We start from the raw sequence: 17,031 nt of genomic DNA, 5'->3' as shown, positions 1-17,031 counted from the left end.
CAATAGCTTTTTGCTTTTTGCTTTCTGCCTTCTGCTTACCGCAATTCTGCTTCCTTTGTTTTACTTAGGTGATGCAGCTCCAGCACTGTTGTTTTCCCGTTATCGCTTTCACGATACATGGGTACAAATTTCCGGTTGAATAAAATTTCCTGGTAGGTATAAGATGTTCGCTGGATCACCGTATTGGCATATACATCATTAAATCCTCTTACAGTTACATACAATTCCACATCGGCAGTTTCCATATCCTGCGCCGTAAACCCGAGCAGGGGGCTGTCTTCATCAATAGGATGTACTACTGTCCAGTTCATTGCCAGGCTGTCCACCATTTTCCTTTCGAGTGGCAGGGTATAAAATTTATAGACGGCATTGCCATTTTCCTGTACCTGAAGGCCCAGTGTTACCTGCACTTCCACATTGTTAAGGGTTTGATTTTCTTTGTACGAGGCAAAGCGGAACATCAGCGCTGACTTATCCTGGTAGGGTGCAACAAGTGCATCATCGCTGAACAGCAGGTGTGCCCGTGGTTTGGAAAACCGGCCGTAGATAAGACCTGTGGCAACCGCAAAGGAAAGAAAACCTGTCATCGCTTCCACCGCGGCTACCACGTTAACACCGTCGCCAACCGGGTTTACCCGCCCGTATCCTACAGTAGTAAAGGTTTCCGTGCTAAAGAAATAGATTTCTTTGAACCGCTCCCAGGCAGTTTTACCAATGATACCCTGGAACTGATCCGCGCCCAACCACCAGTAAATACCCGAGTACAACAAGTTGATAGAAAAATAAAAAAGCAGGATGACCACCGCAAACTGCCAGGCGGGCACGTTCAACAGGGCATGATAAATATTAAAACGGTGCATAAAGGAACGTCCTTCCCGACGTATATTATAGCTTCCGTCACGGTTAATAAAGCGGCCACCATAGCCATTGGCATTCGTGCCAAAGCCGGTGTCGTTGTTTGGTCTGGAAAAAGGGTTGATTCTCTTCAGAAGCGCCATAAATGGATATTTGTGGCGTAAAGGTAAGAGAGAAAAATTTAATTACACGCGCCATCCGGTGTACAAACCGGGCCTGATATTGTTTCCAGTTCTGTCAGCGGCTGTGTTTTTTTCCATTCAGTAAAAGCCTGTTCCAGTGCCTGGGAAAATGCGTCTACCGGTTGAGCGCCGGATACGCCGAGTTTGCGATCCAGTACAAAAAACGGTACTCCCCTGATGCCCAGTTGCTGCGCTTCGTTTACATCTTTGTTAACGGCTACTGCCAGTTCTTCCGATTCCAATACGGCTGCTATTTCTGCTTTATCCAAACCAATTTCAATGCCCAGTTCCAGCAGGGTTGCATGATTGCTCACGTCTTTGCCTTCTGTGAAATAAGCATAAAAAAGGCGTTCTTCCGCCGCATCACCAAGTTGATGCTTCTTTGCCAGCTGGATCAGGCGGTGCGCATCGAAGGAGTTGGCGATGACTGCTTTGTCAAAATTATAAGTAAGACCAGCGTCTTTAGCAGTGCCGGTCATCTGGTCGTGTATAGCAACGGACCACTCGCGTGACTGTCCTTTTATTTCGGCCAGGTAATCGTATACATCTTTGCCAGGTTGCGATTGCAGGGAAGGGTTCAGCTGAAAGCTCTTCCATTCTACTGTGATCTTGTCTTTTCCCGGGAACTGTTCCAGGGCTGCCTCAAATCGCCGTTTACCAATGTAGCAGAACGGACACATGATATCAGACCATATTTCTACTTTCATATCTTTTATTTAGGTTCAAGCTGTAAAGTTAATATATTTGCTATCAGAAAGTAACCAGTTACCTTAAAGTAAGCGCTTTACAATAGGTAACCAACTACATACAGATGAAAACAGAAGAGTTAACTGTCGACTGCGGGAAAGAGGTGACGGAAAACAGTCATACAGACTGCCATAAGGTGATTATGCCGGTAAGAGATGCCCTTGATGTGATCAGTGGTAAATGGAAACTCCCTATCATTATTGCGGTATCCAGGGGGCATAAGCGTTTCCGGGATATTGAGCGCAGCATTCCGAAAATCACGTCGAAGGTATTGTCGAAGGAGCTGAAAGACCTGGAAACCCATAAGCTGGTAAAACGTACCGTTTACGATACCCAGCCGGTAACAGTGGAATATACGCTCACGCCCTATGCCGCTACGCTCGACAGCGTGATACTGGCCTTACAAAAATGGGGCATACAACATAGAAAAAAGATATTGGGAAAATAAGGTGTTCCCCGCAACAAAAGGACGGAGGTTAGCTCCGTCCTTTTGTTATTTATTCTTCAGAGATCTTCAGTACAATTTTCCCTTTTCCGGGGCCCCCGCTTTTACTGTATTCCTGTGCCGCGGCAGCCTGTGACAGTGGCTGAAATACTTTGCGCACATATGGTTTGATGAGTTCCCTTTCCAGCATCTGATGCACTTCCTTCATGGACGCCAGTGTTTTGGTGCCGCCCCATAAAGCGCGGACACCTGCTGTTGCAATTTTCTCCGGATCGGGCATCTCAACGATACAGAGGAGCAGGCCGCCGGGTTTGAGCACTGCAACAGAGCGGTTGGTGGTATCGCCACCAACGGTATCAAATACAATATCAACGGGATCTACCTGCGTTTCAAAAGGGGCTGCTTTATAGTCCACCACTTCGTTGGCGCCCAATGCCGTTACAAAATCAATATTTTCCGGGCTGGCCGTGGCAATCACATATGCGCCGGCGTTATAGGCCAGCTGCACGGCAAAATGTCCTACACCTCCTGCGCCGCCGTGGATCAGGATCCGTTGTCCTTTTGTGAGCCTCGCCACATCAAACAATGCGCCCCAGGCCGTTCTGGCGCCAGCCATAGTAGCTGCCTCCTCAAACGAAATATGCGCAGGTTTCCTGAACAGTACTTCCGTTGAAACAACCGCATAGGATGTATAGGAGCCGTCGACCGACCCGTATACCTCATCCCCGATTTTTTTTCCGAATACTCCTTCCCCGATGGCGGTTACAACACCAGCAGCTTCCACACCTGGTATGTAAGGCAGGGGATGTTGCATAAACCCTTCCCTGACTTTCCAATCGATAGGATTCACGCCGCTGGCGACGACTTTTATCAGTACCTCATCTTTAGCAGGCGCCGGTACCGGCACCTCTTCCAGCTGTAATTGCTCCGGGCCTCCGTAGGCATGCACGCAAATGGCTGGTATGTGGAGGTTTTTCATAAATGTTTTTGTAGCTAATTTAAACAATTTCAGGAAGCCATAAACCATCGGGAATATAAGCTATTCATCTGTGCGGCTGCCGTTAACCGCCACCATTAAAAGCTAACCGGCAAAAAATCCTATCTTTGCCGCTCATATTATATTATAGCAGTATCATGACTTTTGGTGATTTAAACCTCAATACTCCTTTATTAAATGCGTTAGATGAATTAGGCTACAAACAACCTACTACTATACAGCAGCGTGCATTTTCCGTTATCATGTCCGGCAAGGACGTGTGCGGCATTGCGCAAACCGGCACCGGTAAAACGTTTGCCTACCTGTTGCCTACGCTTCGTCAGTTCAAATTTTCGAAAGAGAAATATCCATCCGTACTGATTATTGTTCCTACAAGAGAGTTGGTTGTGCAGGTGGTGGAATCCGTGAAGAAGCTCACCACTTATATGAATGTGTCCGTACTGGGCGTATATGGCGGGGTAAATATGAATCCCCAGATGGAAGCCGTAAAGGACAAACTGGACATCCTGGTGGCCACACCGGGACGCCTTTATGATATTATTCTCAGCGGTGCGCTGAAGGTAAAATCTGTAAAACGCCTGATCATTGACGAGGTGGATGAAATGCTGAACCTGGGCTTCCGCACGCAGTTAAGAAATATCATGGACCTGTTGCCGCCTAAACGGCAAAACCTGATGTTTTCCGCTACTATTACGGAAGACGTGGAAAAAATGATTGAGACTCATTTTGAGAATCCGCAGCGCATTGAAGCTGCACCTACCGGCACTCCACTGGAAAATATTGACCAGATCGTGTACAAGGTGCCTAACTTTTATACGAAGGTAAATCTGCTGGAGATGTTGATTACGGATGATCCCAGTATGACAAAGACCCTGATTTTTGCAGCTACCAAACAGCTGGCGGATGACCTGCATGAGCAACTGGAGAAGGAGTTTCCGGGCAGAGTGGGTATTATCCACTCCAACAAGGAACAGAATCATCGTTTCAATACCGTCCGCAAATTCCAGGCGGGTGAATACCGTTTCCTGATTGCCACAGATATTATTGCCCGCGGACTGGATATTGCGGAGGTGACGCATGTGATCAACTTTGACACGCCGGAGGTACCGGAGAGTTATATCCATCGTATAGGCAGAACCGGTAGAGCGGATAAGAAAGGTATTTCCATCCTGTTTACCAAAGATGCGGAAACGGAAAACCTGGAGCGGATAGAAAGCCTGATGAACTATACCATCCCGGAACAGCCGTTACCGGAAGACCTCACCATTTCGGATGTATTAACGGAAGATGAAAAACCGAAAGTACACATGCGCAATGTGCTGGTAAAAGCGCCGAAGCGGGAAGATGCGGGGCCTGCGTTCCATCAGAAGCTGGCCAAGAATATGAAGACCAACAAAAAGGTGTCGCATAAAGAAAAGATGATGTTGAAATATGGCAAGCCTAAAAAGAGGGGCGCTAAAAAGAAATAGCTGCAAAGCAATACCGGCGCTTTTTTGCTAACCAGCAAAGGGGCGCCGGGAAATATACTCCGCTGGTTCCCCCACCCCACACGGCAAACGACGCCATTGCCCCACCAGGATATAATATTTTATTTTACTGCGACAACCCCAAATTGAACCCGCCGGGTAGCGGAATAACAAATCGTTAACAAACTTAGCTTATAAATAAAAAACCATGCAACCAATTGGATCGAATATAAGCTGTAGTGCATGCAATTGTATTGCCAATCAACTGTCATTCGGAAGGTCACCTGGTGGGGCAATTAATGCCCTGCGTCAACTTACCTGACAGTTTTTTTACCATTAATGAACCGCGTAACAACACCCTTGAAACAACAGCAGCCGGACACCGGGGCTGCCATTATCAACTAAATCTCAGCATGAGTGCATCTATCAACGATATTGAATTGCTTGCACAACTGAAGACGGGCAGTCCTGATGCTTTCCAGCATTTCTACACCACCTACCGTCAGTGGCTGTACGTAACTGCTGTATCCATACTCAGGAACGAAACGGAGGCACAGGAACTGGTGCAGGATTTTTTCGTTGATTTCTGGCAGAAAAATATGGCTACGCGGATTGATCTGAGTACTACCAACTCCCTTAAAAATTTCCTGTTTGTCAGCATCCGGAACCGCTGCCTTAACAGTATATCAAAAGATAACACGCGATTAAAACGGTTGAAAGACATTATGCTGTCTGACAACTACACATATCCTCAAAACCGGCTTGAGAACAATGAACTGAAAGAGCAGCTGGAAACCGCCATCAGTCAGTTACCGGAACGCCAGTCAATCGCTTTCAGACTGGCTTACCAGGAGCACAAAACACGTAAAGAAATTGCAGCCTTCATGGACACCAGTGAAGAAACTGTCAAAAAACAAGTAGCCAACGCGCTGAAAACTTTGCGGGCATCTTTAAAAAAAATCCTTTTTTAGATACCCCGGCCAATTAAAAAAACGGTTAATAGTGTACATGAACAGCGCAGAAGAAATATACAGGTTAATGACTGAAAAGCTTGCGGGGACCATCTCCGCAACAGATGATCAATTGCTGGAGGACCTTATCGAAGAGCATGCAGCCGTACGGGAAAAGTGGGAGCAACTTTCCATGATTCCTATACCTCCGCCCCCTGCTCCCTGGCTGGAGGTAATTGATTTCAAACCAAAGCGATCCATTCAGCGCATGTTACTGCCCTGGGCAGCGGCGGCAGCGGTGCTGGCATTCATTGCGGTTGGCGTCTGGAAATGGGAAACGTTCTTTCCTCATCAACAAGCGCCTGTGGCCGCAATAGTCATCCCGGATGTGATGCTGGAGGTGAACGGACAACCCGGTATCAATCTCACAAAATCCACCGGTATCATCAATATTGCAGGCAAACAAATTGCAAATAAGGACAATACATTATTTCTCAACAGCATGGACGAACTGCCGGAAGGTATTCGTTCGCTGATAGTGCCACAGGGAAAAAGCTATGAAGTAGCCCTTCCTGATGGGTCTGTTATAACACTCAATGCTTCCACCAGGATGGACTTTCCGTCCTCTTTCAAAAGCGCCGGCCGGGAAATCACCCTGAATGGCGAAGCTTATCTTAAAATAGCCCGGCAGGCAGGAAAACCTTTCCTGGTACACCTGCCCAACAGCACAGTGGAAGTGCTGGGTACGAGCTTTAATATCAACAGTTACGACAGCGCAGTCGTGAAAGTATCCCTTGTAGATGGTAAAGTCCGCATGAAAGCCGGCAAAAAAACCGTTACGATGAAACCTGGCCAACAGGCTGTATTCAACCAACAAAACGCCACACTCGATACACAACCATTCAATGCCACGGTTGAACTGGGCTGGCAGAAAGGACTCTATTGTTTTTCAGATACACATCTGGATGAAATATGTAATGCTATTTTCCGCTGGTACGGGGTCCATGCCTCTCTGGACAACCCCGGTCTCGCCAGCAGAACCTTTACCGGCCTGTTGGACAAAAAAACACCTATCGGCTTCCTGCTGGAAGGGATCAAAGCCACTACCGGTACTGATTATTATTTTACGGCGGATAGTACGCTGCATTTCAAATAGTAAGCAATATCAAAGGCAAGTAACCATGAAGCAACCAGACCAAAAGTACCTCCTGATTAACCGGTATGATGATGTTTATACTACCTATGAACACATTCCCAGTTATCTTCACCCTCAGCTGATCCCTTATGCCAAATGTTATACGGATATCGACGACAATGGGGTCATTATTGATCAGAAAATAGAGCTGCAAGAGCTCAGCATTTTCTATCACCTGATACACCTCAGGGAAGGCGTGGCGCTCACCACCGTGCCTGCTGATGAATACTACATTTCTGCCTGTGTATCCGGGTTTACGGAAAATGATCCTTCCCATCCCCTGAAACTGTTGCTGAGCAAAAAAGGCGGCGCCATTTTAAATCCCGCAGCCAATGCCGACGCCGTGATTTCGGAAAAGGAGTTTATAGTGAGCTTTAACGTAAATGTGAACACCAATTACATAAAAGGACTGGCGGCAGAATTTCCCGTTTTCGGCATCATTGAAAAACTGGGAAAAAAGGAAGCCAAAAATCCCACCAACAGGCTGCCCTTCCAGGTCAACAACGCCAACTATCAGGTGATTAACAGGATGCTCCGGTGTAAACTGGTCGGAACAGCAGCGGAATATTTCTTCCGGCGAAACGCGCTCGACTTTTACATGAGCTATCTGCGCTACCTGGGCATTACAACTCCCCTGATGCTGAGAGACAGCCACCACCAACAGTTGAAGGAGATTGCACAATATATTATCCAGCATCCGGCCGAAGCCCGTAACAAAGAAACGCTCTGCGACAAATTCGGCGTAGTACCCGAATTCCTGGAGACGCCCTTTGAACAGGAATTCCTTATTTCAGTGGAAGAACTGATACTGCAGGAAAATATGGCCATTGCTTTTAAAATGATCACCGAAACAAATCATACGCTGACCTACATTTCCACGCTGACCAAACACAATAGCTGGGAAGAACTTGCGGCATCGTTCGAACAATATTATAAATGCACCATCGCTGATTTGCGAAAGGCACAATAACCCCTTATAAGTGGTCACCCGGCGGCGGTATGTTACCGCTGCTGAGTGCCATTTAATCATACAGGCAGGCCCTTCAGCAGCTCCTGTATAAAAAGATCCGCCGCTTTTTTATGATAGGTTCCTTTCTGCCATATAATAAATGCACGACGCTGTAACTCCTTTCCCTCAATGGGAATAGCCACCAGGTTTTTCCAGCCCAGCAATGCCCGCTCATTAAGCAAAGTGGCCCAATGCCCTTTCTCCACCAACGACAAAATGGAATGCACATCGTTCATTTCAATCCTTACCGCCGGCTGTATCTTATTCCGCTGTAACACTTCATCCAATGAGTCGCGCGCACTAAATCCCCTGGATGGAAAAATCAGATCCACACCGGTAAGGCTTTGCAGATTGATCTTCTTTAGCGTTGCCAGCTTATGCTTTTTTGATACGGCGACAACTATTTTGGAGCGGAACAGCTCCCGTGTTTCCAGGTCTCTGTAAAAAATATCCTTATGAAAAGCCAGTACCAGGTCCAGCTCTGAAGCCCGGAGCTTACTCTCCAGCATTTCAGTGGTGCCATATTCGATGTATATCTTAATGCCCGGGTACTTAACAGGAAAGGTAGTGAGCGCAGGTAACAGGAAAGATGTAAAGGCATACGTAACGCCTATACGTAAATCGCCGCTCAGCATATTCTGCAGATCCTGTATTGCCTGTTTCCCTTTCTCCACGTCAAGCAGTATCTGTCGCGCATGCAACAGGAAAACGCTTCCTGCTTCTGTCAGGTGTACATGTTTACCGATACGATCAAACAACAGCATCCCCAGTTCATTTTCCAATTGCTTGATCTGTTGCGATAAGGTGGATTGTGTGATGTATAACGCAGCAGCGGCCTCCGTGAAATGCGCCAGTTCCGCAGCTTTCACGAAATACATCAATTGACGAAGTTCCATTTTCAATCGTTTTTATCAATGAATATCATTAAAACAATCTATTTAACAAATATACCCATCTTCCCGAAATTTGCAGCAGATTATAAAACAGGCAACTGCCCCTAACATGTTAATCAGATGGATACTTTTCGTGCTTTAAAATCCCGGAATTTCCGGCTCTTCTTCTATGGACAATCAATTTCCCTCATAGGTACCTGGATGCAAAAAACCGCCGTATGCTGGCTGGTCTATCGTCTCACCAATTCGGCCGTATTACTGGGCGTGGTGAGCTTTGTGAGTCTTATTCCCTCGCTGTTACTGGCGCCCTATGCAGGGAGCTATATCGACCGTCATAACCGTTACCGCATACTGATGATCACGCAGGTCATTTCCATGCTGCAGGCGGGCGCCCTGGCGCTGATGATCCTGTTGCGCAACTATAATATACCGGGTATTATTTTCCTGTCGCTCGTACAGGGTGTGATCAACGCCTTTGACGTTACCTGCCGGCAGTCGCTGATGGTGGAAATGGTGGAAAGCAGGGACGACCTGCCCAACGCCATAGCGCTTAACTCCACGATGTCGAATTTCGCCCGTATTGCAGGCCCGGCATTAGCAGGCATTATACTCAGCACATTCGGGGAAGATATCTGTTTTGTGAGCAACTTTCTCAGTTATGTGCCGGTATTGATTTCGCTTTGGATGATGAAGATCATATTACCTCCTGTTATAAAATCAGAGCGGAGTATATGGGCAGAATTGAAAGAAGGTTTTCACTATATATCGGGCGACAAAGACCTGGCCTCCCTCCTGCTGATGCTTTCCGCCAGCAGCCTGCTGGTGATTCCATTTAACACGCTGATGCCGGTATTTGCAAAAGATATTTTCAATGGCAATGCTAAAACATTCAGCTGGTTTGAAAGTGCAGCAGGATTGGGTTCTATCCTGTCTGCCATTTACATGGCCAAACTAAAACCAGGTAAAGATCTCGTAAAAGTAATGGTAACCGCCAGTCTTGTATTTTCGCTGAGTGTATTGTTGCTTTCGTTCTCCAGCTGGTTACCCCTTGCACTGGTATTCATGATGCTTTCCGGTATTGGTATGATGGCGCAAACCGCATCTATCAACACCTACATTCAAACACATGCCATTCCGGCGATGCGGGCAAGGGCTATCAGTTACTACATCATGGCATTTCAGGGTATTATACCGGTAGGGAGCTTACTCACCGGTTTGCTGGCCCACTTCATAGGCCCAAGGCTCACGGTATTGGTGGCGGGATTGGCCGGGGTGGCGACCACTGTAATATTTGTTCAGTATCGGAAAACGATGATGAATGTGATTATCTCATCACGATAATCACATTCATCACATGAATCATCGTTAGAATTTAAACGCCAGGCTTCCTGTAAAGCTCCTCAGCTTCTGCGGATTCACGGTGGTATAACCAATCCAGTAATGTTTATCGGTAATGTTATCCATCTTAAACGCTACGCGGAAACGAGGCTGGTCGTAGAAAATACTTGCGTTTAATACCGTGTAGGATGGCAATATAAATGTTCCCACGGTTCTGTCGTTCAATATTTTATTGTCGCTTGCATAGTTACCGCCAAATCCAAATCCGAGACCGTCTGCAACGCCGGCGGATATACGATAACTGATCCAGAGGTTAGCGAGGGTTGGTGAACCGGCAGTAGCAGGGCGAAGGCCTTCCACATCTTTGGCAGCCGCTTCATATTTGGAATCGTTGTAAGCAAAGCCCGCCACGATATTAAGTCCCTGGAAAGGATTGGCAATTACTTCTGCCTCAAACCCTTTACTCACCTGTGTTCCATCCTGTACGGAGAAATTGGGATTTGCCTGATCAGGACGAAGTACATCTTTTACTTTGATGCTGTAGTAGCTGAGCGTGCTGTTAATACGGCCGTTCAGCAACTGCAGTTTTACACCACCTTCCAACTGGTTGGCCTGTTCAGGTTTAAACGCTTTGCCTCCGGCAGATGTACCTACCTGGTTGGTAAATCCGTTCTGGTAGTTACCGAATATAGAGATCCGGTCTTTCAACGGCTCATAAACGATTCCCAATTTGGGAGAAAATGCGGTTTGATTGTAGCCTCCTTCATAAATACCTTTTACATCATTGTAGCTGCCTTTGTTATCAAAGTAATCCACCCTCAATGCTGCCATTACCATCAGGTTATCTGTCAGGTTCAGGAGATCAGATACATATGCGCTGTAGGTGTTGGTAAGATTACGAATGGGAAAGGTAAATGCCAGCCCGTGATTATTGTACAACGTATCCAGGTTCCGGCGATTGAAATTAGCATAAGTTGGAATATCTCCATGGGAAGGGATGGTATCATAGGTACCGCCGCCAAAGAACTGGTTGGCATTATGATGAAAGTAATCCAGTCCGCCTACGAACCGGTTTCTCAGGCTACCTATCATAAAATCTCCGTTGAAATTCTGTTGTATTTCCAGGATAGCATCCCTGCTGTTGTCGGTAAACTGATCGTTACGTGAAATATAGTTGCTTCCTTTAGCGCCGGCAACCCCGGTGGCAGCTGCATCTGAGAGGAGATAGAAATAGGGAGAAGGACCGTTTGAAAAACTGTTGGTAGAACTCACGTTGGTACTCATGTTCCACTGTTCAGATAATTTGTATTTCATCTGTCCGAAAATATTGGTGTTTCGGGCAGTCTGGTACAAATCATTTTTTGCGTAGGCACGTTTATAATCTATTTTCAGTCCATCGGCGCGATCAGTGCCCAGATCGGCAACAGGCTGCATATAGGGGAAGAAAAACACACCCAGGCCGGTATTCTGGCCGGTAGAGAATTCCGCATCAAAGAGGAAAGACAAGCGGTCGTTCACCCGGTAAGATAAGCTGGGCGCAAATGCAAAGTTTTTGTTGAAGCCATAATCCTGCCAGCTGCCTTCGTAATTGTAAGCGGTGTTGATCCGCAGTAACACATCTTTCTCCTTGTCCAGCGGTGTGTTTACATCGGCGCTGATGCGGTTAAAACCATAGCTGCCCATGGAGTAGGTAACATCTCCGCCAAAGTGATCGTAAGGCTTTTTGGTAACGCGGTTGATGAGTCCTCCGTAGGAAGTAAGACTGTTGCCAAACAAGGTAGCGGATGGCCCTTTGATCACCTCAACCTGTTCCAGGTTATAAGCATCAATTTTAGCGGTCACATTACCTGCCAGGCCATTACGCAGTTTACTCTGGGTAATAAATCCACGGAGGTTGTAATAACCGCCACCATCGCCGCCTCTGCCGGTAGCGTCCCACATCCTGGCGAGACCGGGAGCATTTTTCAGTGCATCATCTACCGAAAATATCACCTGCTGTTGTAACAGGTCTTTGGTAATAGTTGTATATACCTGCGGATTCTCCAGGTTTTTCAGCGGCATTTTCGCCACATCCACGCTGGAGGTTTTAATCAATTTGTTATGATTGCCGGTTACCACTACCTCTTTGAGGGCCTTACTGGTAACCGCCAGCTGCAGCCTGATGTTAGTGGTTTTCCCGGCGTTCACTACCACCTGTTCTTCTATGGGAGTATACCCCATGAGCGTTACAATAAGATGATAGCTTCCGGGTTTGATATGTGCAAATGTAAAAGACCCATCTGTTTCTGATATCGCTGATTCATCGGTTTCCTGGAGTAGAATTACCACGTCGGCGGCGGCCCTGCCATCTGTAGTCACCACTTTTCCCCTGATAGTCCCTCCATTCTCCTCTTCTGCCTTTAGCAAAGCAGGTGAAAAAAGAAGGGTCATTAATAGCCATAAAAAGCCGGTCTGCCTGATCATATTTTACTTTTTTTTGATGGTGCAAAATTGGAGCAGGCAGCACCGGTTTTATACTCGTATCGGGAATATTATTTACGCGATAGGGAAATTGTCTAACGGATTACCGCTTTGGTAACCCCTTCCCGGGTAATTTTCACTGGTTTAATATGTCCGTCTTTATCAAAATACATCCTGTCAATACAGGTTTCGCGGGAATTGGCGGCCTTTTCATGCAGCGGGCGGCGATGATACACAATATACCAGCGGTTTTCTTTTGGAATGCTGATCACTGAGTGATGGCCGGCGCCGGTGGCGATGGCCGGATCCTGTTCCAGTATTTTACCGATCCGTTTAAACGGCCCCATCGGCGAGTCAGCGATGGCATAGGCTACGCTGTAATCTGGGCCTGTCCAGCCGCCTTCTGACCACATAAAATAATATTTACCATCCTTTTTAAACATGGTAGGTCCTTCCACATATTTCTCGGGAGTGATTTCGCGGAAGGTGGTGCCGTCTGCAAAAGGAATAAAACCGGTAAAGTCAGCTGTCAGCTGTGCAATATTGCAATGCCCCCAGCCTCCATAGATGAGGTAATATTTACCATCGCTGTCCTGGAAAACGTACTGATCGATCGGTTGCGCCTTGTTGATGATCTTATCCACCAGGGGCTTGCCGAGGTAATCTTTAAAAGGGCCTGCAGGATTATCAGCCACCGCCACACCGATACCACCGGTTTCCGCATTGCTTTGTATATCGTTGGCGCCAAAGAATAAATAAAACCGATGCTCTTTTTCCACGATAGCCGGCGCCCACATCGCGCGTTTGGCCCATTTTACGGCAGCAGTATCCAGTATCTGCGGATGTTTTGTCCAGTTAACAAGATCGGGAGAAGAAAAGGCATCAAAAAACACCTGTCGTTCATATACATCGGACCAGGTAGGATAGATCCAGTATTGTTTACCAAACACGACTCCTTCCGGATCAGCGTACCAGCCCGGGAATACCGGGTTACCGGATAATTTATCCAGCATTTTCTGCTGCGCGATACTAAGCTGTGTACTTCCTGCCAATAATAACAGGGCTATTATTCTTTTCATGTAACTACAATTAATATGAATCGTTAAAAATAATAAAATTCGCGTGGCGTTCTAGAGATGATAAATTTTCGACATGTTTTTTTCATACTTTTATCGCATAGAAAGGCATTTTACATGAAGCGGGGAAAAAAAATCATCAGGTTGTTGTTGATCATTGCAGGTATATTTCTGGGTTTGATCATCATAGCTGGCGGGATCTTATATAGTCAACAGGAGCGGCTCACCCAGATGGCCGTAAAAGAACTGAACAAACAGTTTACGGGAGAGCTGGTCATTACACGCAGCAGTATTTCTCCTTTCAGCAACTTTCCATATATCTCTATTGCCCTTCATGATGTCCGTTTTTTTAGAGATAAAAAAATGCAGGGAACACCATTGTACCAGGTAGAGCGTTTATACGTTGGCTTTAGTTTGCCCGATGTTTTGCAGCAGCACTATAATGCGCGCATCATTGTGCTGGCCAATGGCCGCGTACATATGGAGCGGTATGTCAACGGTGATGTAGACCTGATCAAAGCGCATGAATTCAAAAGCAGCGGCCCTTCGGCGCCCGCCGATTCTTCGGAAACACTGAACCTGGATCTGAAAAAAGTTATCCTGAAAAACATCGACGTTACTTACCTCGACGGGGCTTCCGGTTGGAAGGTATCCTCACATATCGATAAAATAAAAACTGCTTTTGCCATGGATTCGGCGCGCATCGCTATAGATCTTGACAGCAAGCTGTTGATAGATGTGACAGGAAAAACCGATTCTACCCTGTTCCGTCATAAGCAGCTGGCGTTTAAGTTAAGCGCCGTTTATGACAAAGAAAAAAAGCTGTTAACCCTCCCTCCCGGCACTATCCGTTTGGAAGAGGCCTCGCTGCAATTGCAGGGAACCGTCAGCGAACACTATGCAGACCTCAAGCTAAAAGGCGATAAACCCGATATGAATCTCCTGCTGGCACTGGTACCGAAAGATGTGGCCGGTATGATGGAAAAGTATAAACATGACGGCCGTATTTTCTTCGATGGCATCGTTAAAGGAGAAATAGGCAAAGGCATTATGCCGCTCGTGGAGTTTAATTTTGGCTGCGAAAATGTATGGTTCCAGAATAAAAAGGTGGACCGTAAAGTGGACCAGCTGGGCTTTAAAGGTTATTATACCAACGGAGCGGCGCATAACCTGCAAACCTCTGAACTGCATATACTAAATTTCAATGCAAGACCGGGCACCGGCATCTTCAAAGGGAATTTTGTAATGAAAAATTTTACCGATCCGCAGATCATCATGCAACTGTATTCAGAGCTCAACCTGCGGTTTGTAGGCGAATTCCTGGGGATCAAAGACCTGGAGCAGATCAGCGGCGAAATAAAGCTGAATATGAACTTCCGTGAGCTGGTAGACATGCGCATTCCCGAAGAGAGCCTGGCCAGGTTGAAAGAAGGCGTGCAGAGTGAGCTCACTGTAAAAAACCTCGAGTTCCGTATTCCCGGCTATCATTTACCGGTTAAAAATATGAATATCCATGCGGAGATACAGCAGGGAAAATTGCAGCTGGACTCCATTGCTTTTCGTATAGGCAGCTCCGATATACGCGCACATGGGGCCGTGAGTGATGTGCCGGCATTATTTCATCAGCAGAATAAGCGGGTAGCGGTGAGCTTTGGGGCCTCCAGCAATCGTTTACAGCTGGGAGAACTTTACAGATTTGATGCTGCGCATCCGGTGTTATCAAAAGAAGTGATCACAGGTTTCAATATAGGCCTGGCATTTGAAACTTCCGTCAAAGAACTATTGCATCCCAACCCCTTGCCTAAAGGAACTTTCAAAGTAGAGAAGCTGTATGCCAGGTTCCAGCAGTACCCGCATGCCCTGCATGATTTTAATGCGGCTGTTATGATTAACGATACCAGTTTAAGGGTATCCAATTTCAGCGGGAACATCGACAGCAGCAGCTTTGCTTTCAAAGGCCGGCTAAACAACTACCTGATCTGGTTTGATAAAGTCAGGAAGGGCAATACCGAAATCGCTTTCGACTTCAAATCGGACCGGCTGGCCGTGAATGACCTGATCAGTCAGCGGGGACGTAAATTTATCCCGCCCGGTTATTGGTACGAGCAGGCGAATAATGTGTGGCTGCGATCTAAAATGACCATCAGGTATGATACTGTTTTTAAAAAGATAGATGCCCGCATTGCCAATATTTCCGGTACGCTGCAGCAACATCCAATTAAAATAGAAAATGTAACGGGCAGGATACGTTATGGCAATAATCGTTTTATTGTAGTGGATACGCTCACGGGGAAAGTAGGTCGCACGGATTTTGATCTGAATATGCGCTACGCCGTTGGCCCGGGTAAAAACAAGCAAAAGCGCAGCAACTACTTCCGGCTGAAATCCGCTATGCTCGACATTGACGAGCTGATGAACTACGATTTCAGCGAGCATACCGTGGCCAGCACGGCTCCGGCTAAACGTACCACCGTAAAAGAGAACGACTCCCTTCACGCAGCAGGATTCAACATATTCAATATCCCGTTCTCCGAATTTGAAGCCCAGGTGGATATAAAGAAGATCAAGTACAAGAAGTTGTGGTTAAAAAACCTGCTCGCCAATATTCATATGCGGGAAGACCAGAAGATAAAGGTAGACACCATTTCGGTAAATATTGCCGGCGGGCGTGTAGCCATGCGCGGTATGTTCAACGCCGCTGATCCGAAAAAACTGTACTTTAAAAATGGTATCTACCTGGAGCAGGTAGACATCTCCAAACTACTCATCAAATTTGATAATTTCGGGCAGGACTTTGTATTAAACAACAACCTGAAAGGTACGCTGAGCGGCCATATCAAAAGCTATGTGCGTATGCACCCGGACCTTACACCCGTGCTCAGTGAAACTGAATCGCAGATGGATATAGAAATCCATAACGGCACGTTGCTGGATTTTGGTCCTATGCAGGCCATGGCCGGTTACTTCAAAGACAAGAACCTGCGCATGGTACGTTTTGATACCCTCCGCAATAAGCTGACGTTTAAAAACGGCGTATTGGAAATTCCAAATATGAACATCAACTCCTCCCTGGGTTATATCGAAGTTTCCGGCAGCCAGTCGCTGGATATGCGCATGAACTACTTTCTCCGTATTCCCATGAAAATGGTGACGCAGGTGGGGTTCCAGGCGCTATTTGGCAGGAAACAGGAGGAAGTAAGTGTAGACCAGGTAGATGCCATTGAGATCCGGGACAAGGATAAAAAGGTGCGCTTTATGAATCTCAATATTTCAGGGACTCCCGATAAATATAAGATAGCGCTGAAAAAAGCCAAAAGGACCACGTAGTTAGGAGACAAAGCTTGTTCAAAACCGGACACGCTTTGTTTAAAATCGGACAGCGATAATATGATAAGTATTTAGTTATCAACACATAAGA

At 46.6% G+C, this 17,031-nt stretch carries 13 protein-coding genes; 7 read left to right on the top strand and 6 right to left on the bottom strand.

What is annotated here, in order from left to right:
- Positions 1-35 precede the first annotated feature (35 nt).
- Positions 36-998, bottom strand: a complete 963-nt coding sequence (locus KE626_RS31545; protein WP_211977067.1) for an ion channel — start codon at positions 996-998, stop codon at positions 36-38.
- 38 nt (positions 999-1,036) lie between these two features.
- On the bottom strand, positions 1,037-1,744 hold the full coding sequence (locus KE626_RS31540) for a DsbA family oxidoreductase (protein ID WP_211977066.1): 708 nt from the start codon (positions 1,742-1,744) through the stop codon (positions 1,037-1,039).
- A gap of 104 nt (positions 1,745-1,848) precedes the next feature.
- Here KE626_RS31540 and KE626_RS31535 point away from each other — a divergent pair, with 104 nt between their 5' ends.
- Positions 1,849-2,232 (top strand): winged helix-turn-helix transcriptional regulator, encoded by a 384-nt coding sequence (locus tag KE626_RS31535; RefSeq protein ID WP_211977065.1) that lies wholly within the window; start codon positions 1,849-1,851, stop codon positions 2,230-2,232.
- A gap of 49 nt (positions 2,233-2,281) precedes the next feature.
- Here the strand turns inward: KE626_RS31535 and KE626_RS31530 are convergent, their stop codons facing one another.
- Entirely contained in the window at positions 2,282-3,208 is a 927-nt protein-coding gene (locus KE626_RS31530; RefSeq protein WP_211977064.1) for an NADP-dependent oxidoreductase, read from the bottom strand.
- A 155-nt stretch (positions 3,209-3,363) separates the two neighbouring features.
- On the opposite strand from KE626_RS31530, the gene KE626_RS31525 reads away from it, so the two are divergent.
- The 4 genes from KE626_RS31525 (at position 3,364) to KE626_RS31510 (ending at position 7,807) form a co-directional block, all read left to right on the top strand.
- Complete coding sequence (locus KE626_RS31525) at positions 3,364-4,695, top strand: DEAD/DEAH box helicase (RefSeq protein ID WP_211977063.1); 1,332 nt, start codon at positions 3,364-3,366, stop codon at positions 4,693-4,695.
- A 410-nt stretch (positions 4,696-5,105) separates the two neighbouring features.
- On the top strand, positions 5,106-5,663 hold the full coding sequence (locus tag KE626_RS31520) for an RNA polymerase sigma factor (RefSeq protein ID WP_211977062.1): 558 nt from the start codon (positions 5,106-5,108) through the stop codon (positions 5,661-5,663).
- A 67-nt stretch (positions 5,664-5,730) separates the two neighbouring features.
- Entirely contained in the window at positions 5,731-6,798 is a 1,068-nt protein-coding gene (locus tag KE626_RS31515) for a FecR family protein (RefSeq protein WP_211977061.1), read from the top strand.
- A 25-nt stretch (positions 6,799-6,823) separates the two neighbouring features.
- Positions 6,824-7,807 (top strand): helix-turn-helix transcriptional regulator, encoded by a 984-nt coding sequence (locus KE626_RS31510; protein ID WP_211977060.1) that lies wholly within the window; start codon positions 6,824-6,826, stop codon positions 7,805-7,807.
- 56 nt (positions 7,808-7,863) lie between these two features.
- Here KE626_RS31510 and KE626_RS31505 read toward each other — a convergent pair whose 3' ends face one another.
- Positions 7,864-8,742, bottom strand: coding sequence for a LysR substrate-binding domain-containing protein (locus tag KE626_RS31505; RefSeq protein WP_211977059.1), 879 nt, complete (start codon positions 8,740-8,742; stop codon positions 7,864-7,866).
- A gap of 117 nt (positions 8,743-8,859) precedes the next feature.
- Between KE626_RS31505 and KE626_RS31500 the strand changes: the two genes are divergently transcribed.
- Complete coding sequence (locus KE626_RS31500) at positions 8,860-10,080, top strand: MFS transporter (RefSeq protein ID WP_211977058.1); 1,221 nt, start codon at positions 8,860-8,862, stop codon at positions 10,078-10,080.
- 24 nt (positions 10,081-10,104) lie between these two features.
- Here the strand turns inward: KE626_RS31500 and KE626_RS31495 are convergent, their stop codons facing one another.
- Positions 10,105-12,540, bottom strand: a complete 2,436-nt coding sequence (locus tag KE626_RS31495; protein WP_211977057.1) for a TonB-dependent receptor — start codon at positions 12,538-12,540, stop codon at positions 10,105-10,107.
- Positions 12,541-12,632: 92 nt separating this feature from the next.
- The gene (locus KE626_RS31490) at positions 12,633-13,616 is read right to left on the bottom strand and encodes a glycoside hydrolase family 43 protein (protein ID WP_211977056.1); all 984 of its coding nucleotides are present in this window, start codon (positions 13,614-13,616) and stop codon (positions 12,633-12,635) included.
- Between the two features lie 114 nt (positions 13,617-13,730).
- On the opposite strand from KE626_RS31490, the gene KE626_RS31485 reads away from it, so the two are divergent.
- Positions 13,731-16,940, top strand: a complete 3,210-nt coding sequence (locus KE626_RS31485; protein ID WP_211977055.1) for an AsmA-like C-terminal region-containing protein — start codon at positions 13,731-13,733, stop codon at positions 16,938-16,940.
- Positions 16,941-17,031 lie beyond the last annotated feature (91 nt).

The sequence above is a fragment of the Chitinophaga hostae genome, from assembly GCF_018224885.1.
In the GTDB taxonomy this organism is placed as follows: Bacteria; Bacteroidota; Bacteroidia; order Chitinophagales; family Chitinophagaceae; genus Chitinophaga; species Chitinophaga hostae.
Note: the sequence above shows the minus strand (reverse complement) of the source record. Positions and strands in the feature narration are given on the sequence as shown.

Bases quoted from the DNA above. Each gene is read 5' to 3' on its own strand.
- KE626_RS31520 (WP_211977062.1), top strand. From the start codon at position 5,106: ATGAGTGCATCTATCAACGATATTGAATTGCTTGCACAACTGAAGACG.
- KE626_RS31530 (WP_211977064.1), bottom strand. From the start codon at position 3,208: ATGAAAAACCTCCACATACCAGCCATTTGCGTGCATGCCTACGGAGGC.
- KE626_RS31540 (WP_211977066.1), bottom strand. From the start codon at position 1,744: ATGAAAGTAGAAATATGGTCTGATATCATGTGTCCGTTCTGCTACATT.
- KE626_RS31535 (WP_211977065.1), top strand. From the start codon at position 1,849: ATGAAAACAGAAGAGTTAACTGTCGACTGCGGGAAAGAGGTGACGGAA.
- KE626_RS31485 (WP_211977055.1), top strand. From the start codon at position 13,731: ATGAAGCGGGGAAAAAAAATCATCAGGTTGTTGTTGATCATTGCAGGT.
- KE626_RS31495 (WP_211977057.1), bottom strand. From the start codon at position 12,540: ATGATCAGGCAGACCGGCTTTTTATGGCTATTAATGACCCTTCTTTTT.
- KE626_RS31515 (WP_211977061.1), top strand. From the start codon at position 5,731: ATGACTGAAAAGCTTGCGGGGACCATCTCCGCAACAGATGATCAATTG.
- KE626_RS31505 (WP_211977059.1), bottom strand. From the start codon at position 8,742: ATGGAACTTCGTCAATTGATGTATTTCGTGAAAGCTGCGGAACTGGCG.
- KE626_RS31525 (WP_211977063.1), top strand. From the start codon at position 3,364: ATGACTTTTGGTGATTTAAACCTCAATACTCCTTTATTAAATGCGTTA.
- KE626_RS31500 (WP_211977058.1), top strand. From the start codon at position 8,860: ATGGATACTTTTCGTGCTTTAAAATCCCGGAATTTCCGGCTCTTCTTC.
- KE626_RS31510 (WP_211977060.1), top strand. From the start codon at position 6,824: ATGAAGCAACCAGACCAAAAGTACCTCCTGATTAACCGGTATGATGAT.
- KE626_RS31490 (WP_211977056.1), bottom strand. From the start codon at position 13,616: ATGAAAAGAATAATAGCCCTGTTATTATTGGCAGGAAGTACACAGCTT.
- KE626_RS31545 (WP_211977067.1), bottom strand. From the start codon at position 998: ATGGCGCTTCTGAAGAGAATCAACCCTTTTTCCAGACCAAACAACGAC.